At 41.6% G+C, this 22,540-nt stretch carries 16 protein-coding genes and 1 pseudogene; all 17 read left to right on the top strand.

The window, feature by feature from the left end; genetic code table 11:
• The first annotated feature begins 3 nt into the window (after positions 1-3).
• The 17 genes and pseudogenes from proC (at position 4) to MP387_RS05585 (ending at position 22,378) form a co-directional block, all read left to right on the top strand.
• Positions 4-801 carry a pyrroline-5-carboxylate reductase gene (proC, locus tag MP387_RS05660; RefSeq protein ID WP_242745667.1) on the top strand — a complete coding sequence of 266 codons (798 nt, stop codon included), beginning with the start codon at positions 4-6 and terminating at the stop codon, positions 799-801.
• 120 nt (positions 802-921) lie between these two features.
• Complete coding sequence (gene tmk, locus MP387_RS05655; protein ID WP_070568849.1) at positions 922-1,560, top strand: dTMP kinase; 639 nt, start codon at positions 922-924, stop codon at positions 1,558-1,560.
• A complete protein-coding gene (locus MP387_RS05650) occupies positions 1,557-2,447 on the top strand; it encodes a DNA polymerase III subunit delta' (RefSeq protein WP_242745665.1) in 891 nt (296 codons plus the stop codon). Before tmk ends, MP387_RS05650 begins: the two co-directional genes overlap by 4 nt.
• A 39-nt stretch (positions 2,448-2,486) precedes the next feature.
• Positions 2,487-2,804, top strand: coding sequence for a DNA replication initiation control protein YabA (gene yabA / locus MP387_RS05645; protein ID WP_000358229.1), 318 nt, complete (start codon positions 2,487-2,489; stop codon positions 2,802-2,804).
• Between the two features lie 2 nt (positions 2,805-2,806).
• The gene (gene rsmI / locus MP387_RS05640; RefSeq protein ID WP_242745664.1) at positions 2,807-3,676 is read left to right on the top strand and encodes a 16S rRNA (cytidine(1402)-2'-O)-methyltransferase; all 870 of its coding nucleotides are present in this window, start codon (positions 2,807-2,809) and stop codon (positions 3,674-3,676) included.
• An 87-nt stretch (positions 3,677-3,763) separates the two neighbouring features.
• Positions 3,764-4,711 carry a hypothetical protein gene (locus MP387_RS05635; RefSeq protein ID WP_242745663.1) on the top strand — a complete coding sequence of 316 codons (948 nt, stop codon included), beginning with the start codon at positions 3,764-3,766 and terminating at the stop codon, positions 4,709-4,711.
• Between the two features lie 157 nt (positions 4,712-4,868).
• The gene (trmFO, locus tag MP387_RS05630; protein WP_242745661.1) at positions 4,869-6,203 is read left to right on the top strand and encodes a methylenetetrahydrofolate--tRNA-(uracil(54)-C(5))-methyltransferase (FADH(2)-oxidizing) TrmFO; all 1,335 of its coding nucleotides are present in this window, start codon (positions 4,869-4,871) and stop codon (positions 6,201-6,203) included.
• Between the two features lie 83 nt (positions 6,204-6,286).
• A complete protein-coding gene (gene pyrH / locus MP387_RS05625) occupies positions 6,287-7,024 on the top strand; it encodes a UMP kinase (RefSeq protein ID WP_000002996.1) in 738 nt (245 codons plus the stop codon).
• Positions 7,025-7,031: 7 nt separating this feature from the next.
• Positions 7,032-7,589, top strand: coding sequence for a ribosome recycling factor (gene frr / locus MP387_RS05620; protein WP_001262235.1), 558 nt, complete (start codon positions 7,032-7,034; stop codon positions 7,587-7,589).
• 59 nt (positions 7,590-7,648) lie between these two features.
• Entirely contained in the window at positions 7,649-8,503 is an 855-nt protein-coding gene (gene cvfB / locus MP387_RS05615) for an RNA-binding virulence regulatory protein CvfB (protein WP_125414489.1), read from the top strand.
• A gap of 11 nt (positions 8,504-8,514) precedes the next feature.
• Positions 8,515-9,120, top strand: a complete 606-nt coding sequence (locus tag MP387_RS05610) for a GrpB family protein (RefSeq protein WP_125414488.1) — start codon at positions 8,515-8,517, stop codon at positions 9,118-9,120.
• Complete coding sequence (locus tag MP387_RS05605; protein ID WP_001232084.1) at positions 9,117-9,332, top strand: YozE family protein; 216 nt, start codon at positions 9,117-9,119, stop codon at positions 9,330-9,332. Before MP387_RS05610 ends, MP387_RS05605 begins: the two co-directional genes overlap by 4 nt.
• A gap of 80 nt (positions 9,333-9,412) precedes the next feature.
• Positions 9,413-10,399: a PhoH family protein gene (locus MP387_RS05600; protein WP_125414487.1), complete on the top strand. Its 987-nt coding sequence runs from the start codon at positions 9,413-9,415 to the stop codon at positions 10,397-10,399.
• Between the two features lie 329 nt (positions 10,400-10,728).
• Entirely contained in the window at positions 10,729-11,316 is a 588-nt protein-coding gene (locus MP387_RS05595) for a TlpA family protein disulfide reductase (protein WP_242745659.1), read from the top strand.
• A gap of 61 nt (positions 11,317-11,377) precedes the next feature.
• A pseudogene (gene padA / locus MP387_RS05590) lies at positions 11,378-17,812 on the top strand (LPXTG-anchored isopeptide-forming adhesin PadA); the annotation flags it as partial.
• 36 nt (positions 17,813-17,848) lie between these two features.
• Positions 17,849-20,470, top strand: coding sequence for an isopeptide-forming domain-containing fimbrial protein (locus MP387_RS09165; protein ID WP_480988411.1), 2,622 nt, complete (start codon positions 17,849-17,851; stop codon positions 20,468-20,470).
• A gap of 75 nt (positions 20,471-20,545) precedes the next feature.
• A complete protein-coding gene (locus MP387_RS05585) occupies positions 20,546-22,378 on the top strand; it encodes a G5 domain-containing protein (RefSeq protein WP_242745657.1) in 1,833 nt (610 codons plus the stop codon).
• Positions 22,379-22,540 lie beyond the last annotated feature (162 nt).

Genomic DNA, 22,540 nt, shown 5'->3' with positions numbered 1-22,540 from the left:
GAGATGAAGATTGGATTTATCGGCTTGGGGAATATGGGAGCTAGCTTGGCCAAGGCTGTCTGGCAGGCCAAGATGGGTGCTCAGATTCTCCTTGCCAATCGTAGTCAAGCAAAAGTAGATGCTTTCATCGCCAACTTCGGCGGTCAGGCTTCCAGCAATGAAGAAATTTTTGCAGAAGCAGATGTGATTTTTCTAGGTGTTAAGCCTGCTCAGTTCTCAGACTTGCTTTCTCAATACCAGACCATCCTTGGAAAAAGAGAGAGTCTTCTTTTGATTTCCATGGCAGCTGGATTGACCTTGGAAAAACTGGCTAGACTTCTTCCCAGTCACCACCGAATCATTCGCATCATGCCCAATACTCCAGTGGCTATCGGGCAAGGAGTGATTAGTTATGCCATGTCAGCAAATTGTCGTGCTGAGGACAGTGAACTCTTTTGTCAATTATTAGCCAAGGCTGGTCTCTTGGTTGAGCTGAGAGATAGTTTAATCGATGCGGCGACAGGTCTCGCAGGTTGTGGACCAGCTTTTGTCTATCTCTTTATCGAGGCTTTGGCAGATGCGGGTGTACAGACAGGATTGCCACGAGAAATGGCTTTGAAAATGGCAGCCCAGACAGTAGTCGGCGCTGGACAAATGGTCCTCGAAAGTCAGCAACATCCTGGAGTCTTGAAAGACCAAGTTTGTAGCCCAGGAGGTTCGACTATCGCTGGTGTAGCAAGTCTGGAAGAACATGCCTTTAGAGGAACAGTCATGGACGCAGTTCATCAAGCCTATAAACGAACACAAGAACTAGGTAAATAAGAGGTTGGTTGACTCCCAACCTCTTTTATGATCGATTGAATGGAGAAGACGCAAAAAGATTGTCACAAAAACCTATTTTTTTGATAGAATAGAAGGTAGAAAAAAAGAAATGAGTTAGACATGTCAAAAGGATTTTTAGTCTCTCTTGAGGGACCAGAGGGAGCAGGCAAGACCAGTGTTTTAGAGGCTCTACTCCCAATTTTAGAGGAAAACGGAGTAGAGGTGCTGACGACCCGTGAGCCAGGCGGAGTCTTGATTGGGGAGAAGATTCGGGAAGTGATTTTAGATCCAAGTCATACTCAGATGGATGCTAAGACAGAACTCCTTCTCTATATCGCCAGTCGCAGACAGCATTTGGTGGAAAAAGTTCTTCCAGCCCTTGAAGCTGGCAAGTTGGTCATTATGGACCGCTTCATCGATAGTTCTGTTGCTTATCAGGGATTTGGTCGTGGCTTGGACATTGAAGCCATTGACTGGCTCAATCATTTTGCTACAGATGGCCTCAAACCCGATTTGACACTTTATTTTGACATTGAGGTGGAAGAGGGACTGGCTCGCATTGCTGCTAATAGTGACCGGGAGGTCAATCGTTTGGACTTGGAAGGGTTGGACTTGCATAAAAAAGTCCGTCAAGGCTACCTTTCTCTTCTGGACAAAGAAGGAAATCGCATTGTCAAGATTGATGCTAGTCTCCCTTTGGAACAAGTTGTGGAAACTACCAAGGCTGTCTTGTTTGATAGAATGGGCTTGGCTAAATGAAACAAGAAGAATTAAAGGCTTGGCAGCCAGACCAGTTTGACCGCTTTGTCCGTATCCTAGAACAAGACCAGCTCAATCACGCCTATCTCTTTTCAGGTTTCTTTGGAAGCTTGGAAATGGCGCAGTTTTTGGCTAAGAGCCTCTTTTGTACGGATAAAGTAGGCGTTTTACCATGTGAGAAATGCCGAAACTGCAAGCTGATTGAACAGGAAGAGTTTCCAGATGTTACCTTGATTAAGCCAGTCAATCAGGTCATCAAGACAGAACGTATTCGGGAATTGGTGGGCCAGTTTTCTCAAGCAGGGATTGAAAGCCAACAACAGATTTTTATTATCGAGCAAGCTGAGAAAATGCATCCAAACGCAGCTAATTCTCTGCTCAAGGTCATCGAAGAACCCCAGAGTGAAGTTTATATTTTCTTCTTGACCAGCGATGAGGAAAAAATCTTGCCAACTATCCGAAGTCGGACCCAGATTTTCCATTTTAAAAAGCAAGAAGAAAAGCTCATCCATCAATTAGAACAAGCAGGTCTGGTCAAGAAAAAAGCAACTCTTTTAGCTCAGTTTAGTCAATCGCGTGCTGAAGCTGAAAAGTTGGTCAATCAGGCTAGTTTTTGGACCTTGGTGGATGAGAGTGAACGCTTGCTGACCTGGTTATTAGCTGAGAAAAAAGAAAGTTATCTCCAAGTTGCTAAATTAGCCAGCTTGGCAGATGACAAGGAAAAACAAGATCAGGTTTTGCGAATCCTCGAAGTGCTCTGTGGGCAGGATCTCTTGCAAGCAAGGATTCGACAGATTTTACAAGATTTGCTAGAAGCCAGAAAAATGTGGCAAGCCAATGTTAGCTTTCAAAATGCCATGGAATATCTGGTCTTGAAAGAAATATAAACTCAAAAATGAACGATAAAGAAAGGAAAGAGCTGGTTTATGGACAAGAAAGAATTATTTGACGCGCTGGATGATTTTTCCCAACAGTTACTGGTGACCTTGGCCGATGTGGAAGCCATCAAGAAAAATCTCAAGAGCCTGGTAGAGGAAAATACAGCTCTTCGCTTGGAAAATAGTAAGTTGCGCGAACGCTTGGGCGAGGTGGAAGCAGATACTCCCGTCAAGGCTAAGCATGTTCGTGAAAGCGTCCGTCGAATCTATAAGGACGGTTTTCACGTATGTAATGATTTTTATGGACAACGCCGAGAGCAGGACGAGGAATGTATGTTCTGTGACGAGTTGTTGTACAGGGAGTAGGCATGCAGATTCAAAAAAGTTTTAAGGGACAATCTCCATATGGCAAACTTTATCTAGTGGCAACACCGATTGGCAATCTAGATGACATGACCTTTCGTGCCATTCAGACCTTGAAAGAAGTGGACTGGATTGCAGCTGAGGACACGCGCAATACAGGACTTTTGCTCAAGCATTTTGACATTTCCACCAAGCAGATTAGTTTTCACGAGCACAATGCCAAGGAAAAAATTCCTGATTTGATTGGTTTCTTGAAAGCAGGACAAAGTATCGCTCAGGTATCCGATGCGGGTCTGCCTAGTATCTCGGACCCTGGTCATGATTTGGTTAAGGCAGCTATTGAGGAAGAAATTGCAGTAGTGACAGTTCCGGGTGCCTCTGCAGGGATTTCTGCTTTGATTGCCAGTGGTTTAGCTCCACAACCACATATCTTTCACGGTTTCTTACCGAGAAAATCAGGCCAGCAAAAGCAATTTTTCGACTTAAAAAAAGATTACCCAGAAACTCAGATTTTCTACGAATCGCCCCACCGTGTATCAGATACATTGGAAAATATGCTAGAAGTCTACGGTGACCGCTCGGTAGTCTTGGTCAGGGAATTGACCAAAATCTATGAAGAATACCAACGAGGAAAGATTTCAGAGCTACTAGAAAGCATAGCTGAAACGCCACTCAAGGGCGAATGCCTTCTCATCGTTGAAGGTGCCAGTCAGGATGTGGAGGAAAAGGACGAGGAGGACTTGTTTTCAGAAATCCAAGCTCGTATCCAGCAAGGCATGAAGAAAAATCAAGCCATTAAGGAAGTTGCGAAACTCTACCAGTGGAATAAAAGCCAACTTTACGCTGCCTACCACGAATGGGAAGAAAATCAATAAAATGACTAAACAGGGAAGTTTGCCTTCTTCCCGAAGTGAATATAGCAATCATAAGTATTTTACTACGAATGCTTATTTGGAGGGGAAATGAAAAGCAAAGTGATTAAGAAGGTAATTGGTTTACTGTTTCCTATTCTCACATTATTTATGTTGTCTGCATGTAACAACAGAGTCGATCGTGATTTAGCTAAGACAGCTATTTCAAACATTCGTTCTGTAGTAGAAGCTGCAGGGTTAGAAGCAGAAGGATACTCGACAGCTGATACCTTTGGTTATCAGGGATCTCCAATTTACATTAAAGGAAATAAGAAATTTGTTGATGTCTATGTGGATTTTGAAAAAGATTATGTTGATAGCACTCCAGTCCTTAAATACAATCCGAGACTTAAAGAAGTTGAAAAGAAAATTTTCTTTGGTTTTTCCAAGAAAACAGTCTACCGTTTAGAAATGGAGTATGTTTCTGGTGATGAGAACTATGACCGACTTGAGGAAGCTTATAATATATTACTTCAAAGTGGTAGCTTGACTTCAACATATTTAAGCGATGATGCAATTAGGAAGCTTTATATTAAAAACTCAGTTGAATTGGACTCCTTTGACTCCTATTATTCTTTGAAACCGAAAGAAGAATATAGCGGCAACCCTAAAACCCGTCTTGAAGAGAGAGATAAAAGAGAAGCAATTTTGAAAACGGATATAGAAGAACTTACTCCCTTAATTGAGGACCTAGACCCAAGTAGAGTCAACAATCTTTATGAAGAGACGCTTGTTCGTAATCGTGATCTACTTTTGAAAAGGGTTGCTGACAATCGTTCTACCTTTGGTATTGACATAGACATTGATATAAAAGAGGTACGAAAACAAAACCTTCAATTAACTGATGAGGATATTGACAATTGGACTGATTCTGATTTTCAATACGTACTTGCTCAAATAGTTGAAATTGAAAAATTACCTAAGAATACTGAAGTACGTTTTAGTATAAAATATGAAAGAAAACTGGGTCGGAAGATATTCAGTTTCAATAAAGAATAATTTTTGAAAGACATTCAGGAATTCTCCTGTCTGTCTTTTTACTTAGTTTTTTGGTATAATGGACCAAGTATGAATTTAGAAAGATTTGTGGGTGTCAAATAGTCTAGTAGCTTGTTTTGATATGAACTTAGGTTCCACCCAAAGAGGTATTAGTGTCATGTCTCAATCTTATATCAATGTTATCGGTGCTGGTTTGGCAGGTTCTGAAGCAGCTTACCAAATCGCAGAACGCGGTATTCCAGTTAAACTCTATGAAATGCGTGGGGTCAAGTCAACACCTCAGCACAAAACAGACAATTTTGCTGAATTGGTTTGTTCCAATTCCTTGCGTGGGGATGCTTTGACCAATGCTGTTGGACTTCTCAAGGAAGAAATGCGTCGCCTGGGTTCTGTCATTTTGGAATCTGCTGAAGCTACACGTGTTCCTGCAGGCGGGGCGCTTGCGGTGGACCGCGATGGTTTCTCTCAAATGGTGACCGAAAAAGTAGCCAATCATCCCTTGATTGAAGTGGTTCGTGATGAAATTACAGAATTACCGACTGATGTTATTACAGTGGTTGCTACTGGTCCTTTGACCAGCGATGCTCTAGCTGAGAAGATTCATGCCCTTAATGACGGCGATGGATTCTATTTCTACGACGCAGCGGCGCCTATTGTCGATGTCAATACTATCGATATGAGCAAGGTCTATCTCAAGTCTCGTTATGACAAGGGAGAAGCAGCCTATCTCAACGCTCCAATGACTAAACAAGAATTTATGGATTTTCATGAAGCCTTGGTCAATGCTGAAGAAGCACCGCTGAATTCGTTTGAAAAAGAAAAGTACTTTGAAGGTTGTATGCCTATCGAAGTCATGGCCAAGCGTGGCATTAAAACCATGCTTTATGGTCCGATGAAGCCAGTCGGTTTGGAGTATCCAGACGATTATACAGGCCCTCGTGACGGGGAGTTCAAAACACCGTATGCAGTTGTCCAGCTTCGTCAGGACAATGCGGCTGGTAGCCTCTACAATATCGTCGGTTTCCAAACCCACCTCAAATGGGGAGAACAAAAGCGTGTCTTCCAAATGATTCCAGGTCTTGAAAATGCTGAGTTTGTCCGTTATGGGGTCATGCATCGCAATTCTTATATGGATTCACCAAATCTTCTTGAGCAAACCTATCGTTCTAAGAAACAACCCAACCTCTTCTTTGCTGGTCAGATGACGGGTGTGGAAGGCTATGTTGAGTCAGCAGCTTCAGGATTAGTTGCGGGGATTAACGCGGCTCGTCTCTTCAAGGGTGAAAGTGAAGCAATCTTCCCAGAGACCACAGCGATCGGAAGTCTAGCTCATTACATCACTCATGCGGACAGCAAACATTTCCAACCGATGAATGTCAATTTTGGGATTATCAAGGAGTTGGAAGGCGAGCGTATCCGTGATAAAAAAGCTCGTTATGAAAAAATTGCAGAGCGTGCTCTTACCGACTTAGAGGAATTTTTAACGGTTTAATTTTTTTGAAAGAATTGCTCATGATACTATAAAAATCTTAGAAATTGTGATAAAATAGGTAGGATAAAAAAAGGAGAGTAAAAATGGCGAATCCCAAGTATAAACGTATTTTAATCAAGTTATCAGGTGAAGCCCTTGCCGGTGAACGTGGCGTAGGGATTGATATCCAAACAGTTCAAACAATCGCAAAAGAGATTCAAGAAGTTCATAGCTTAGGTATCGAAATTGCCCTTGTTATTGGTGGAGGAAATCTCTGGCGCGGGGAACCTGCTGCAGAAGCAGGAATGGACCGTGTTCAGGCAGATTACACTGGAATGCTTGGGACCGTGATGAATGCTCTTGTGATGGCAGATTCATTGCAACAAGTTGGTGTCGATACGCGTGTGCAAACTGCCATTGCGATGCAACAAGTGGCAGAACCTTATGTACGTGGACGTGCCCTTCGCCACCTTGAAAAGGGTCGTATCGTTATCTTTGGTGCTGGGATTGGTTCACCTTACTTCTCAACAGATACAACAGCAGCCCTTCGTGCAGCTGAAATCGAAGCGGATGCCATCCTTATGGCTAAAAATGGCGTAGACGGTGTTTACAATGCCGATCCTAAGAAAGACAAAACTGCCGTTAAGTTTGAAGAATTGACCCACCGTGATGTTATCAATAAAGGTCTTCGTATCATGGACTCAACTGCTTCAACCCTCTCTATGGACAACGACATTGACTTGGTTGTCTTCAATATGAACCAACCAGGCAACATCAAACGTGTCGTATTTGGTGAAAATATCGGAACAACAGTTTCAAACAATATCGAAGAAAAGGAATAAGAAAATTATGGCTAATGCAATTGTAGAAAAAGCTAAAGAGAGAATGACCCAGTCTCACCAATCACTTGCTCGTGAATTTGGTGGAATCCGTGCCGGTCGTGCCAATGCAAGCTTGCTAGACCGAATCCACGTAGAATACTATGGAGTAGAAACTCCTCTTAACCAAATCGCTTCTATTACTATTCCAGAAGCACGTGTTTTGTTGGTAACACCATTTGACAAGTCTTCATTGAAAGACATCGAACGTGCCTTGAACGCTTCTGATCTTGGTATTACACCAGCTAATGACGGTTCTGTGATCCGCTTGGTTATCCCTGCTCTTACAGAAGAGACTCGTCGTGACCTTGCCAAAGAAGTGAAGAAGGTCGGTGAAAATGCTAAAGTGGCTGTCCGCAATATCCGCCGTGATGCTATGGATGAAGCTAAGAAACAAGAAAAAGCAAAAGAAATCACTGAAGACGAATTGAAGACTCTTGAAAAAGATATTCAAAAAGTAACAGACGATGCTGTGAAACACATCGACGACATGACTGCCAATAAAGAAAAAGAAATCTTGGAAGTCTAAAAATAAACAGAAAAACTCAGTTGGCATTGCTGGCTGAGTTTTATTCGAAAGAAGGAAATATGAATACAAATCTTGCAAGTTTTATCGTTGGACTCATCATCGATGAAAATGACCGTTTTTACTTTGTGCAAAAGGATGGTCAGACTTACGCCCTTGCCAAGGAAGAAGGCCAACATACAGTAGGGGATACGGTCAAAGGTTTTGCCTACACGGATATGAAGCAAAAGCTCCGTCTGACAACCATAGAAGTGACTGCCACTCAGGACCAATTTGGTTGGGGAACCGTAACAGAAGTTCGAAAGGACTTGGGTGTCTTTGTCGATACCGGTCTACCTGATAAGGAAATCGTTGTGTCACTCGATATCCTCCCTGAGCTCAAGGAACTCTGGCCTAAGAAAGGTGATAAACTTTACATCCGTCTTGAAGTGGACAAGAAAGACCGAATCTGGGGACTTTTGGCGTATCAGGAAGACTTCCAACGTCTGGCTCGTCCTGCCTACAACAACATGCAGAACCAAAACTGGCCAGCCATTGTTTACCGTCTCAAGCTGTCAGGAACTTTTGTATACCTACCAGAGAATAACATGCTTGGTTTCATTCACCCAAGTGAGCGCTACGCAGAGCCACGTTTGGGGCAAGTGCTAGATGCGCGTGTCATCGGTTTCCGTGAAGTGGATCGTACCTTGAACCTATCCCTCAAACCACGTTCCTTTGAAATGTTGGAAAATGATGCTCAGATGATTTTGACCTACTTGGAAAGCAATGGCGGTTTCATGACCTTGAATGATAAGTCGTCTCCTGAGGATATCAAGGCAACCTTTGGTATCTCTAAAGGTCAGTTCAAGAAAGCACTCGGTGGCTTGATGAAGGCTGGTAAAATCAAGCAAGACCAGTTTGGTACAGAGTTGATTTAAACCTTATAGACATGATAAAGAAACTTGAAGAAATGAGTTTAGAGGAACTCTGGCAACTTTTTCCTATTTTTCTAGTAGAGCACAAGTCAGAGTGGAAAGACTGGTATGAATCGGAAAAAACAAGTCTGAAAAAAATATTGGGTGCAAATGTTATTAAAAGAATAGAACATATCGGTAGCACTGCTATCCCTAATATTTGGGCCAAAAATATCGTTGATATTCTGTTAGAAGTAGGTAGAATAGAGGATTTAGCAAGAGTTAGGGATTTATTGGTGAAGAATGGTTGGCTAGTAATGTCGGAGAGTCCTAACAGGATTTCGCTAAATAAAGGATATACAGAGCAGGGATTTGCTGAGAAAGTTTTTCATCTACATTTGCGAATAACGGGAGATCATGACGAGATTTATTTTAGAGATTATCTCTGCCAGCATCCAGATATTGCCCAAGCGTATCAGGAATTAAAACTAAGTTTGTGGAAAAAATTTGAACACAATCGAGACGCCTATACTGATGCTAAAACAGATTTTATAAACCACTACGTATCAAAGGCTAAGTCCAGTAATTTTCAAGAATCAGAAAAGTGTCATCAAAAAACTCTTGATAGGAGAAAGAATTGAGAAAATCATTTTACACTTGGCTCATGACCGAGCGCAATCCTAAAAGTAACAGTCCCAAAGCCATCTTGGCAGACCTCGCTTTTGAGGAGTCAGCCTTTCCAAAACACACGGATGATTTTGATGAGGTGAGTCGCTTTTTGGAGGAGCATGCCAGCTTCTCTTTTAACCTAGGAGACTTTGACGCCATCTGGCAAGAATACTTAGAACACTAGAGACAATGAGATGAGGCTAGTATTTTATTGTTCTCTTTGCTATAATAAAAAGAAATAAACGGATTAGAGAGGTTCTTTATTTGAAGGAACATTCAATAGACATTCAACTAAGTCACCCAGATGACTTGTTCCATCTTTTTGGTTCCAATGAGCGCCATCTTCGTTTGATGGAAGAAGAGCTCGATGTGGTGATTCATGCTCGTACGGAGATTGTGCAGGTTATCGGAGAAGAGTCTACCTGTGAGGAAGCCCGTCAGGTTATTCAGGCTTTGATGGTCTTGGTAAATCGTGGAATGACCGTTGGCACGCCAGATGTGGTGACTGCGATTAGCATGGTCAAAAACGATGAAATTGACAAGTTTGTCGCCCTTTACGAAGAAGAAATTATTAAAGACAATACTGGGAAACCCATCCGTGTCAAAACCTTGGGTCAAAAACTTTATGTGGATAGTGTCAAACAGCATGATGTGACCTTTGGAATTGGGCCAGCAGGGACAGGGAAGACCTTTCTTGCAGTGACCTTGGCAGTAACGGCCCTTAAACGTGGGCAGGTCAAGCGAATTATCCTGACTCGTCCAGCAGTGGAAGCAGGTGAGAGTCTAGGATTTCTTCCAGGTGATCTCAAGGAGAAGGTGGATCCTTATCTTCGACCAGTTTACGATGCCTTGTATCAGATTCTCGGCAAAGATCAGACGACCCGTCTCATGGAGCGTGAAATTATCGAAATCGCGCCCCTTGCCTACATGCGTGGGCGGACCTTGGATGATGCCTTTGTCATTTTAGATGAGGCACAAAATACGACCATCATGCAGATGAAGATGTTCCTGACTCGTTTAGGCTTTAATTCGAAGATGATTGTCAATGGAGATATCAGCCAGATTGACCTACCACGCAATGTTAAGTCCGGTTTGATTGATGCTCAAGAAAAGCTTAAGAATATTCACCAAATCGACTTTGTTCATTTTTCAGCCAAAGATGTGGTTCGCCATCCAGTTGTCGCTCAAATCATACGAGCTTATGAACCAGCTTCAGTTAAAAATGAAGAAAAGAAGGAAGGGACAGAATAGCAAAAAAGCAGTTCAGATGTGAACTGCTTTTTAAGTTGTCCTGTATAAAAAGTTGTATGGCTAATTTATTATAGACAGAATAATGATGATTCTAATCTGATGTTGGTAAAAATCTAGAAATATTAGTGCTGAAACCACCACATTTAAGTTAATTTATTATAAATTTTATTTTTTCTTAATTTTCTTAGTAATTAATAGGAAAAATTACGATAAAATTTATTGAAATAAAGATTTCAAAATGATAAAATGATATTTGGGTTAGAGTGGGCTTAAGTCCAAAATTTGAAAGTACCTAACTCGCTTTCACATCTTAATAGAAAGGAGATATTATGAAAAAAGACAAGTGGTGGCTTCCATTTTTAGCAGTAGGAGTCATCATAGCTTTAGTGGTGGGTTTAATTTATTTCACTAGACCCACTAAGGATGGAGATATAGGAACGTCTTCAGTTTCGCAATCGACTTCAAGTGATGAGAACAATTCAGCTTTGAGTTTAAAAGGTCAACAACTTCCAGAATTTAAAATGACCTCTCAAGATGGAAAATTGATTGCTATCTCGGAACTGTATGATAAACCTATATTAGTTGTCGAATGGGCTAGTTGGTGTCCGCATTGCCAGAAACAACTACCCATTGTTCAGCAGATGTATGAAAAGTATGGAGATCAAATTCATTTTGTTCTTCTGAATATGAACGAACCAGGAAAAGAAACAAAGGAAACTGCTGATCAGTATATCAAAGAAAAAGGATATACTTTCCCGTATTATTATGACGAAGATCAGTCCGCAGCCGATCTTTTACAGGTTCAAACCATACCAAGTATGTATCTTGTGACAAAACAGCAACAGGTAAAGAATGTATTAGTAAATCATACCACTGCTGAAAATTTCTCGAAAGAGTTACAAGAACTGCTAAACTAACATACATCTATTTCAGAAAAAAGGAGGAAGAAGAAATCGCAATAGGATTTCAGAGAAAATTATGAGAGATTTCATTAAAAAGGTCTCCATTCTGTTTACGATTCTGTTTCTCTCTGTGCCATTAGGATTAGCTAGTTTACGTTTCGGTCGTGGTGCGGCTGATGAAACTGAGGTAATTCGAGTAGGAGATAATACGGAAATTATCCAGAATGGATGTTATCGTAAGATAAAGAAATCGGACAAAACAAAGTGGACAGTTCCACGTAAACCGGTCGACTTAGTTATCCTTCAGGATGCGAGTGGATCGTTCAAGAACACCATTCCTAATGTCCAAAATGCCTTAAAAACATTGACAACATTTGTCAGTGAAGAAAATTATGATGAGAATAATCCTCGTTTGGTTAAGACTGATAACCCGGATACATCAGACCGAGTTATGATGGCAACCTTCCAAGGTGCTGATGGATACAACTATTACTACAATAATGATTTTACAGGTCGTAAAGATACTTATGGTAGTTGGGGAGCTGATTATGATTACAAATACAAGTCTAGCAACTTGTCTTCAGATCAAAATGATATCCATCAATTCATTAATAATATTAAGGTAGCAGGAGGAACCCCTACAGTTCCAGCTATTGACGATGTCATCGCTCAATATAATCAAAGAAAAGGGAATATGGCTAACGGTCGTAAGACCATCTTCCTTTTGATTACGGATGGAGTTGCCAACGGGAAACGTGACCCGGATGGTAAGGTTCGTCTAGAGTACAGCGACTATCGTAACAATATTCTTACACGTGCTTGGAATTTTGATGAGCTAACTGAAGCAGCCCAAAACGTTTTAGGGCGTGTGAAAGAGGTTAAGGAAGCATCTACAAGACTTCAAAATGTTGTTGGTTCTGAAGGGACTGTAGTAGTAGGTTTCTGGGAAGACGTATCAATCTTTGCAAACTCTAAAGCTCAGTATTATGACACATATAAAGAAGGTTATTCAAAATACTTTGATATCGGTGACAACCGTTCAGTTCAAGATATCTTCCATGAAGCATTAGAGGGGATGGCTTCTCCAGCTAAAAATATTAATGGTAAGAATGTTTCTTTCTATGTTAATGAACAAAGCGATATCAATAAGTTCTCAAGTCGAGTTCTAGAATCTGTTGGAGCTGCGTTGATCAAGGAAGACATCAAGGGCGAGTTCACTGTTACACCTGGGTATAAGGTTGATGCTGTTCGAATCAATGGTAAAACAGTTGTTGAAAAAGTCACAGATCCATCAAAACAAATTCGTGGTCGAATCAATCAAGAAGGTGACAATGTCACAATCTATGTACCTGATAGTGTCTTCAATCCAGGTAATAACAATTTCGACTATGATTTGAGTAAGGAAGCTCGTGCTCCTGAAACGAATGAAGAAGATGAAGTTGATCCGCCAGCTGACTATAAACCTGTAAACGAAGAAGTTACAGTTCCTGAATTGACGGGTGTCTTCAAGACAGGTGAATTTTCAACTCAAAAAATCGGTGGACGTAATGAAAAAGTTGAAGTTCAAAAACTCGAGTACTGTTACCCAAGTGTCACGAAGAGAATTACCGACGCAGATAAGAGTAATGACTTGGGAGAAATTGATGACCCACTTGGTTTGACAAAGAAAAAAGCCTATTCTGCACAATTGTCAGACAAGGCAGAGGAGTTCACCTATACTCTTGATTACAACTTCAATAACGTAGCCTACGAATTTGAAAAGAACGTCATGTTGACAGACCCACTTGACTACCGTTTGGAAGTGGTTGAAAGTTCAGCTACTGGACCAAATGGAGAAAAATGGACCACTCGTGTAGTTAGTCAAGATGATTCAGAAGGCAACCCTCAAAGTGTCGTGGTTGCGGATGTTCCTGCTAAAGGATCCAACTATAATTACTTGGTATTGAAGAAAGCTCAAATGACCATTAAGGTTCGTTTGAAAGAACAATACCGCAATAATCAATCAAGTAAAGAATTCATGGCTCTCCTTCAGGAAAGTAATGGATTTGGTCTCCTAAACCAAGGGAACATCATGTGGAATGGTGATGACAATCAACCAAACCAAGATGCGCATGCCAAGACAGATACCAAACCAAGTACCATTCGCCGTTCAAATCCAGTTTACGTGAAACCGCCAGTAGTAACAGAGATTACGAAGAAGGTTAATGACAAAGAACATGAAGATTTGAAGGCAGAAGAGGAACTCTTTGAGTACAAGGTGACTGCTCCATGGCCAGGTATTGCGGACAACTTTACGCTGACAGATACAGTTGTTCCAGAGTTAGAAGTTCAAGCAGATAGTTTGAATGTAAAACTCGGTGGAAAAGATAACGCTGATTTGAAAGGTGCGACAACCGTTTCAGGTCAAACCGTTTCGTTGACACTAGACAAAACTAATCTTGAAAAAATCACTCGTAAAGTGAATCGCCGTAAGGTGAAAGACATTCAATATGTAGAATTAACCTTTAAGGCGAAAATCCGTAAAGGTGCTGATCTTTCTAAATACAAGAAAGATGGTCAAGTAAAAGTACCAAATACAGCGGATGTGATCTTGAACGATGTGAAACAAACATCTAACGAAGTAACGGTTACCCCACCAAAACCAAAAGAACCAACGATTGATAAGAAAATCAATGAAAACTTGGATAGCTTCCAAACGTTTGATGGGCAACCATACAACTACAATATTACAACAGCAGTACCAAGTGATGTTGCTAATTACAAGAAATTTGTGATTCGTGATACACTGGATGCTAATTTGGAACTTGCAGGAGACGTAAGTATTAAAGGTTCTGCAGCGGCCCTCTTTGATATCCACACCAATGGCCAAGAGATTACGGCAACGGTGAAGGATGGTCAGTTTGGTGAACTTGCAAAATACTCAACTGTTGAACTAGTCATTCCTGCAAAAGTTAAAAATGGTGTGACAGGCACAACCATTGAAAACAAGGCTTCTATTTCCTTTACAAATGAGAATAATGTAGAGAAAGAAGTTGAATAGAAACCTGTCACCGTAACGCCACCTCCTGTAACGAAGAAGATCAATGAAACTCTTGATCACTTAGATATCGCGACAGGTCAAGCGTATAACTACAACATTAAGACAAAACTTCCAACCGATATTACAGATTACAAGAAATTTGTGATTACAGATACACTTGAAGGAGATTTGTCAGTTATCAATGAAACTTCAAGCAAACCAGTTATCAAAGGAGCAGCTGCCGCCTTCTTCGATGTAACAGTTGAGGGTCAAACCGTGACTGCAACGATGAAGGACTTTGCGAACGCTACAGACCTTGCTGGTCAAGAAGTGGAATTGATTATTCCAGCTAAGATCAATGATGGAGTGACTCGTATCAACATTCCAAATACTGCGAAGTTCAGCTTCACAGATAAGAACGATCATAGCGGAGAAAAAGAAACAAAACCTGTAACCGTAACTCCTCCATCAGAACCAGGTGTTGATAAGAAAATCAACGAAACACTGACAGAGGCAACAATCGGTGCGGAAACCGACTTTACTTATAATATCAAAGCGAAATTGCCAAATGATATTACAACGTACAAGTCCTTCGTTGTAACGGATACCTTGGATGAGAACTTGACTCCAGGTCAAGCTGAAATCAAGGGAGCGGCAGCGAAATTCTTCGATGTAACAGTTCAAGGTCAAACCGTGACTGCAACGATGAAAGATTTTGCGAATGCGGGTGACTACGGTAACCAAGAAGTAGAGCTCGTGATTCATGCCAAAGTGAAGAAAGGCTCAACTGTTCCATCTATTGAGAACAAAGCTAAGATTACTTACACCAACAAGAATGACCAACAAGGTGAGAAAGAAACCAAGCCGGTCACTGTTACACCACCACCAATCACGAAGAAGGTGAATGGTCAGGAACACGCAGATCTTGGTAAGTTATCAGAAATCTTTACTTATACGATTGACTCAACGGTTCCACATGTGGCAGATAGCTTCACCATTTCAGATGATATCGTCAAAGAATTGGCATTTGAAGGAGAAGCAACGGTCACTGTTGATGGCCAAGCTGTTCAAGACCTCACTGTAACAACAGAAGGTCAACGTTTGACGGTCACATTTGGTAAAGAGCAAGTGAAACAATATGCTGGTAAAGCTGTACAAGTTTCATTTAAGGCTAAGGTGAAGGAAGGCATTACCTTTGATGCACTCTTAGCGGCTTATCCAAATGAATCAAAAGACAAGCCGGTAGTACCAAATACTGCTAGCTACATCATTAATGATAATCCTGATTCTAAGAAAGAATCAAAACCAGTTACCGTTACACCACCACCAACCACTACTCCAGAGCTTAAGAAGGAAGTAAACGGAGCAGAACGTTATGATCTTGCAAAACGTAATGAAGAATTTACTTATACTTTGAAAACAACAATGCCTGCCAGCGCAACTGTGTTTGAGATGACAGACGAGTTGAAAGAAGTTCTAGAATTTGTTGGTGAGAATGCTTCAGCCACTGTTAAACTTGATGGTGAGGATGCAGGATCGAAGGCGACAGTGACACTTTCTGGTCAAGTCATCAAAGTTGCCTTTACAGAAGCTTCTGTAAAAGCAGATGCCGGTAAGACTATTGAAGTGAATTTCAAGGCTAAGATTAGAGATAATGCCAACTTATCAGCTTATGTGAATAAAGATGGTAAGACAGAGATTCCGAATAAGGCTTCTTATGATATTGATCATAATCCAAAATACCACAAGGACTCTAACGAAGTCCCAGTAACGCCTCCAACACCAGACGAGCCAGAGATCAAGAAAGATGTGAACGGCAAGGCAGAAGAAACCCTCGCAAAACGTGATGAAGTCTTCACTTATAATGTGAAAACAAGTGTAGCGCAAGATGCGACAGCCTTCAGCGTAACCGATAAGATCGAAGATGTTCTTGAGTTCGCAGGAACTTCAAGTGCTAAATTGAATGGTCAAGCTCTTGATGCTAGCCAAATCAAGGTAGAAGGTCAAACGATTACCTTGACCCTTACAGAAGACCAAGTGAAAGCCAATGGCGGTCAAGCAGTTGAATTAACATTCGACGCCAAGATCAAAGCCGGCGCGAACTTGTCTGCATATGTGAAGGAAGACGGCCGTACACAGATTCCGAATAAGGCTTCTTATGACGCAAGCTTCCCACACAAACCAGGTGTGCACAAGGACTCTAACGAAGTCCCAGTAACACCTCCAACACCAGACGAGCCAGAAATCAAGAAAGATGTGAACGGCAAAGAAGCTGAAACTCTCGCAAAACGTGATGAAGTCTTCACATACAATGTGAAAACAAGTGTAGCGCAAGATGCGACAGCTTTCTCAGTCACAGATACCCTAGTGGACGTTCTTGAATTCGCAGGAACTTCAAGTGCTAAATTGAATGGTCAAGCTCTTGATGCTAGCCAAATCAAGGTAGAAGGTCAAACGATTACCTTGACCCTTACAGAAGACCAAGTGAAAGCCAATGGCGGTCAAGCAGTTGAATTAACATTCGACGCCAAGATCAAAGCCGGCGCGAACTTGTCTGCATATGTGAAGGAAGACGGCCGTACACAGATTCCGAATAAGGCTTCTTATGACGCAAGCTTCCCACACAAACCAGGTGTGCACAAGGACTCTAACGAAGTCCCAGTAACACCTCCAACACCAGACGAGCCAGAAATCAAGAAAGATGTGAACGGCAAAGAAGCTGAAACTCTCGCAAAACGTGATGAAGTCTTCACATACAATGTGAAAACAACAGTAGCGCAAGATGCGACAGCCTTCAGCGTAACCGATAAGATCGAAGATGTTCTTGAATTCGCAGGAACTTCAAGTGCTAAATTGAATGGTCAAGCTCTTGATGCTAGCCAAATCAAGGTAGAAGGTCAAACGATTACCTTGACCCTTACAGAAGACCAAGTGAAAGCCAATGGCGGTCAAGCAGTTGAATTAACATTCGACGCCAAGATCAAAGCCGGCGCGAACTTGTCTGCATATGTGAAGGAAGACGGCCGTACACAGATTCCGAATAAGGCTTCTTATGACGCAAGCTTCCCACACAAACCAGGTGTGCACAAGGACTCTAACGAAGTCCCAGTAACACCTCCAACACCAGACGAGCCAGAAATCAAGAAAGATGTGAACGGCAAAGAAGCTGAAACTCTCGCAAAACGTGATGAAGTCTTCACATACAATGTGAAAACAACAGTAGCGCAAGATGCGACAGCCTTCAGCGTAACCGATAAGATCGAAGATGTTCTTGAGTTCGCAGGAACTTCAAGTGCTAAATTGAATGGTCAAGCTCTTGATGCTAGCCAAATCAAGGTAGAAGGTCAAACGATTACCTTGACCCTTACAGAAGACCAAGTGAAAGCCAATGGCGGTCAAGCAGTTGAATTAACATTCGACGCCAAGATCAAAGCCGGCGCGAACTTGTCTGCATATGTGAAGGAAGACGGCCGTACACAGATTCCGAATAAGGCTTCTTATGACGCAAGCTTCCCACACAAACCAGGTGTGCACAAGGACTCTAACGAAGTCCCAGTAACACCTCCAACACCAGACGAGCCAGAAATCAAGAAAGATGTGAACGGCAAAGAAGCTGAAACTCTCGCAAAACGTGATGAAGTCTTCACATACAATGTGAAAACAAGTGTAGCGCAAGATGCGACAGCTTTCTCAGTCACAGATACCCTAGTGGACGTTCTTGAATTCGCAGGAACTTCAAGTGCTAAATTGAATGGTCAAGCTCTTGATGCAAGTCAAATCAAGGTAGAAGGTCAAACGATTACCTTGACCCTTACAGAGGAACAAGTGAAAGCCAATGGCGGTCAAGCAGTTGAATTAACATTCGACGCCAAGATCAAAGCCGGCGCGAACTTGTCTGCATATGTGAAGGAAGACGGCCGTACACAGATTCCGAATAAGGCTTCTTATGACGCAAGCTTCCCACACAAACCAGGTGTGCACAAGGACTCTAACGAAGTTCCAGTAACGCCACCAACACCAGACGAGCCAGAAATCAAGAAAGATGTGAATACTAAAGCTGAAGAAACACTTGCTGATCGTGACCAAATTTTCACATACAACGTGAAAACAAGTGTCCCAACAGATGTATCATCCTTCAGTGTAAGTGATACACTTGAGTCTGTTCTTGATTATGCAGGTTCAGCAAGTGCAATCTTGAATGGTCAAGCTCTTAATGCAAGTCAAATCAAGGTAGAAGGTCAAACGATTACCTTGACCCTTACAGAGGAACAAGTGAAAGCCAATGGCGGTCAAGCAGTTGAATTAACATTCGACGCCAAGATCAAAGCCGGCGCGAACTTGTCTGCATATGTGAAGGAAGACGGCCGTACACAGATTCCGAATAAGGCTTCTTATGATGCAAACATTCCAAATAGACCAGGGCTACACAAAGATTCGAATAAAGTTCCGGTTATCGTTCCAAAAGAACCAGAACCAGAAATTACGAAGAAAATCAACCGTACCTTGGATCACTTGGATGTCGAATACGATGCACCTTACATGTACAATGTCAATACAGCTTTACCAAAAGATATTGATAAGTACAAAGAGTTTATCGTAACGGATACACTTGAATCTGTTTTGGCAATCGCTGATACACCAGTAGCCTATGTGGACGGTCGTGATGCAAATGGAGCTCTTGAAACAAGTGTTGAAGGAAACACTGTCACTGTGAAAGTGAAAGATTTCGCTCGACTAAAAGGCTTCAAAGAGATTCAATTGTACATCCCAGCTAAACTCAAAGCGAATAGCGATTTGACTCCTTATAAGGATCAATTGGTACCAAACAAAGCAACTGTTAACTTCAAGGATGCCAATGGTCAATCTGGCAGCAAGGAATCAAAACCGGTAACGGTGAAACCGCGTGACCCAGAAAAACCAACAGATCCAACACCAGGTGAACCAGCTAAGTCTGTTGGACCAGAAGATGGATCTAAACCTGATAAAGAATACCACTTGCCAAACGCTTTAGATACCTTCCGATTCGATATTACTACACCGGTTCCAACAGATCCTGTAGATGAAAACGGAAATGCTAAGAAGGATCAATATGGTCGTCTTATCAAGACAGACTTGACTAGTTTTACAATCACGGATGAAATCAATTCAGTCTTGAAAGTCAACAAAGACCGTATCGCTCTTAAAGTTGAAAATGCTCAGTTTGACAAGATCAAAGCAACTCTTCAAGCTCAACTTGAACAGTCTGAGAAAGAACTCAAAGCTTTGACAGGCAAGTCAACTGATGAGACTTCAACAGAGACTGGTAAGAAGGAAGAACTCAAGGCAGCGGAAGCTAAAGTAGCTGAATTGAAAGCGAAGTTGGAAGCAGCTAAGGCAGCGCAGCCAGCTAAACCAGCTGAAACTACAACACCAGCTACTCCAGCAACAGCTACTGAAGAAACAACTCCAGCTACATCTGATTCTTCTGCAACAGAAGATAAGAAACCTGCAACTAGCGAGCCAAGTCAAGATCTTGTAAGCTTGGAAGCAGAGTTGAAAGCAGCTGAAGAAAACTTGGCTAAACTTCAAGCACCAGCTGAGAAAGAAGCAGAATTGGCACCAGCTGATAAGAAACAACAACAAGAGAAACTTGAAAATGAAATCAAGAAACTAAAAGAAGCTCAAACTAAGCTTCAAGCAGCTATTGATAAATTGAGTAAGGCTTCAAATGATCGTGGTGAATTAGTAGGTAAAGAGTTGGAAGCAATTGCCACTGTTACTTACGATGAAGCTAAAAACATTGTAACTCTTGAAATCAGCGATAAGGATGTTCTTGAAGCCTTGAAGGGAAGTACCGTACGTCTTGTACTTTACACTAACTTCAAAGAAGGAACAGATTTTACACAATTCGCTGCTGGTGTTCCTAATACAGCTACAGTAAGCTTTAACCATAATCCAAAGCCTACCAACAAGGTTGTAGTGTTCCCGCCAACACCACCAACACCAGAAAAACCACAAACTCCGCCACCAGGTGGAACCGTTCCTCCTGCAGAACCTAAGAAAACATTGCCAAATACAGGTTCTGAAGCATCTTCAATCTTTGGAGTACTTGCTGCCCTAGCTCTAGGACTTGCTGGACTTCTAGTTTGGAAGCGTAAAGCTGAACGTTAGTATCATATAGTAAAAGGAGAGTAGAAATATTTCCTCTCTTCCTTACTATATATTAAATGAATTAAGGGAAAAAGAATGAGTAGAAAAAAATTATTAAAGTTAGGGATTTCAATACTTGCTTTAAACGCTCTTGGAGTAGCAACTTATCATGTAGCTCCAGATCTATATCAAATTCCAACAGTGCATGCAGAAGAAACACCGGCGGAAGATGAAGAAATTCCAGATGGCCAAGAGAGAGTCGTGGCATTCCGATTTAGAGATAAACTGAATGATCTAGAGGCTTTCATCGCTGACTATAAAGCTAATCCTAATGATGAAGACAACAAAGCTGGATTAGAAGATAGTTTGGCGGAAGCTACTAACTACCTTCCTACCGCAAAGAAGGCAATGAAGAGTCCAGAAGCTCAAAAAGGTTTTGTGGCATATGAAGCTCGCTACAATGAGTTGAAAGCCAAGGCTGAAGCTTTGTTGGCTGGTAAGACAGAACAACCAACGGAACCAAAAGTTGAGCATCAAGAAATCACTACGACAGAAGAGATTCCTTATGCATCTCGTACCGAAAACAATGCTGATCTTGCAGAAGGTACTCGCAATGTGAAACAAGCGGGTGTTAAAGGTACTAAGACCATTACTTGGGATATCACACTGACAGATGGTAAAGAAACAGCTCGTACTAAGAAAAGCGAGAAAGTTACCAAAGAACCAGTAGAAGAAATCATCGAAGTTGGAACTAAGAAAACAGGTGTAGAAACCAAAGAAACAGTGACTGTAGAGGAAAAAGTTGCTTTCAAAGAAGAAACGAAAGTAGACCCAGCACTGGATAAAGGTCAAACGCGTGTTGAAGAAGGTGAAGAAGGTATCGATGAAGTCACTTATGAAGTGACAAAAGTGGATGGTGTTGAAAAATCTCGTAAAGAAGTTTCACGCAAGACCAAGAAAGCAGCCAAAAACAAGATTACTTATACCGGTTCAAAAGCAGTTGTAACCACTAAGGAAGTAACCAAAACTGAAGAAGTTGCCTTCCAGACTCGTGAGGTTGAAAATGCACTCTTAGCTGAAGGTGTTCGCCGAGTGAAGACAGCTGGTCAAAAGGGTGTTCGTACGATTGTTGAAACTGTCACTTACACAGACGGCGTTGAAACAGGTCGTGTTGAGAAATCAAACACAATCACTACTCCAGCAGTAGACGAAGTTGTCGAAGTTGGAACTAAGAAAGCAGCGGTTGTAACGACTAAGGAAGAGACCAAGACAGAAGAAGTTGCTTTCCAAACTAAGGAAGTAACAAATCCAAATCTTCCAGAAGGCAGTCGTCAAGTGAAGACAGCTGGTAAGAAGGGTGTTCGCACCATTGTTTATACAGTGACTTACACAGACGGTGTTGAAACAGGTCGTGTTGAGAAATCCAATACAATCACTACTCCAGCAGTAGACGAAGTTGTCGAAGTTGGAACTAAGAAAGTAGTAGCCCCAGTTGTAACGACTAAGGAAGAAACGAAGACAGAAGAAGTTGCTTTCCAAGTCAAAGAAGTGCAGAACGCAGACCTTCCAGAAGGAAGTCGTCGAGTGAAAGCTACTGGTAAGAAGGGTGTTCGCACCATTGTTTATACAGTGACTTACACAGATGGCGTTGAAACAGGTCGAGTTGAGAAATCAAACACAATCACTACTCCAGCAGTAGATGAGATTGTCGAAGTTGGAACTAAGAAAGTAGCTTCTACAACAACCAACGGTAATAAGAATGGTACTGCAACAACAGGGAACCAAGCTGAAAACACTAAGAAAGAAGAAACTGCAAGCCAAGATAAGAAAGCTCTACCAAGCACAGGTACAGCTTCTACCAGTCTTCTTTCAATGATTGGTTTATTTATCGCCGGTCTAGTAGGCTTTGTCGTTCGTAAGAAGGACTAAGGCTCTCTAATTGTACAAAAGCATCTTTTGTACGAGAAATACTAAAAAGAACCCAGAATTTATTCTTGGGTTCTTTCTTTATAAATTAAAACGAATTACTATGGGTAAGTTGTTAGAAACAATATCTTGTTATGGAATTTGTAGAGTAGTATGAGTCTATTC

The organism is Streptococcus oralis, assembly GCF_022749195.1.
Classification (GTDB): domain Bacteria; phylum Bacillota; class Bacilli; order Lactobacillales; family Streptococcaceae; genus Streptococcus; species Streptococcus oralis_CI.
The sequence above is the reverse complement of the archived record's forward strand: the minus strand, read 5'-3'. Positions and strand labels throughout refer to the sequence as shown.

Excerpts from the sequence above, each read along its gene's own strand:
- proC (WP_242745667.1), top strand. The coding sequence starts at position 4 with ATGAAGATTGGATTTATCGGCTTGGGGAATATGGGAGCTAGCTTGGCC.
- tmk (WP_070568849.1), top strand. The coding sequence starts at position 922 with ATGTCAAAAGGATTTTTAGTCTCTCTTGAGGGACCAGAGGGAGCAGGC.
- MP387_RS05650 (WP_242745665.1), top strand. The coding sequence starts at position 1,557 with ATGAAACAAGAAGAATTAAAGGCTTGGCAGCCAGACCAGTTTGACCGC.
- yabA (WP_000358229.1), top strand. The coding sequence starts at position 2,487 with ATGGACAAGAAAGAATTATTTGACGCGCTGGATGATTTTTCCCAACAG.
- rsmI (WP_242745664.1), top strand. The coding sequence starts at position 2,807 with ATGCAGATTCAAAAAAGTTTTAAGGGACAATCTCCATATGGCAAACTT.
- MP387_RS05635 (WP_242745663.1), top strand. The coding sequence starts at position 3,764 with ATGAAAAGCAAAGTGATTAAGAAGGTAATTGGTTTACTGTTTCCTATT.
- trmFO (WP_242745661.1), top strand. The coding sequence starts at position 4,869 with ATGTCTCAATCTTATATCAATGTTATCGGTGCTGGTTTGGCAGGTTCT.
- pyrH (WP_000002996.1), top strand. The coding sequence starts at position 6,287 with ATGGCGAATCCCAAGTATAAACGTATTTTAATCAAGTTATCAGGTGAA.
- frr (WP_001262235.1), top strand. The coding sequence starts at position 7,032 with ATGGCTAATGCAATTGTAGAAAAAGCTAAAGAGAGAATGACCCAGTCT.
- cvfB (WP_125414489.1), top strand. The coding sequence starts at position 7,649 with ATGAATACAAATCTTGCAAGTTTTATCGTTGGACTCATCATCGATGAA.
- MP387_RS05610 (WP_125414488.1), top strand. The coding sequence starts at position 8,515 with ATGATAAAGAAACTTGAAGAAATGAGTTTAGAGGAACTCTGGCAACTT.
- MP387_RS05595 (WP_242745659.1), top strand. The coding sequence starts at position 10,729 with ATGAAAAAAGACAAGTGGTGGCTTCCATTTTTAGCAGTAGGAGTCATC.
- MP387_RS05585 (WP_242745657.1), top strand. The coding sequence starts at position 20,546 with ATGAGTAGAAAAAAATTATTAAAGTTAGGGATTTCAATACTTGCTTTA.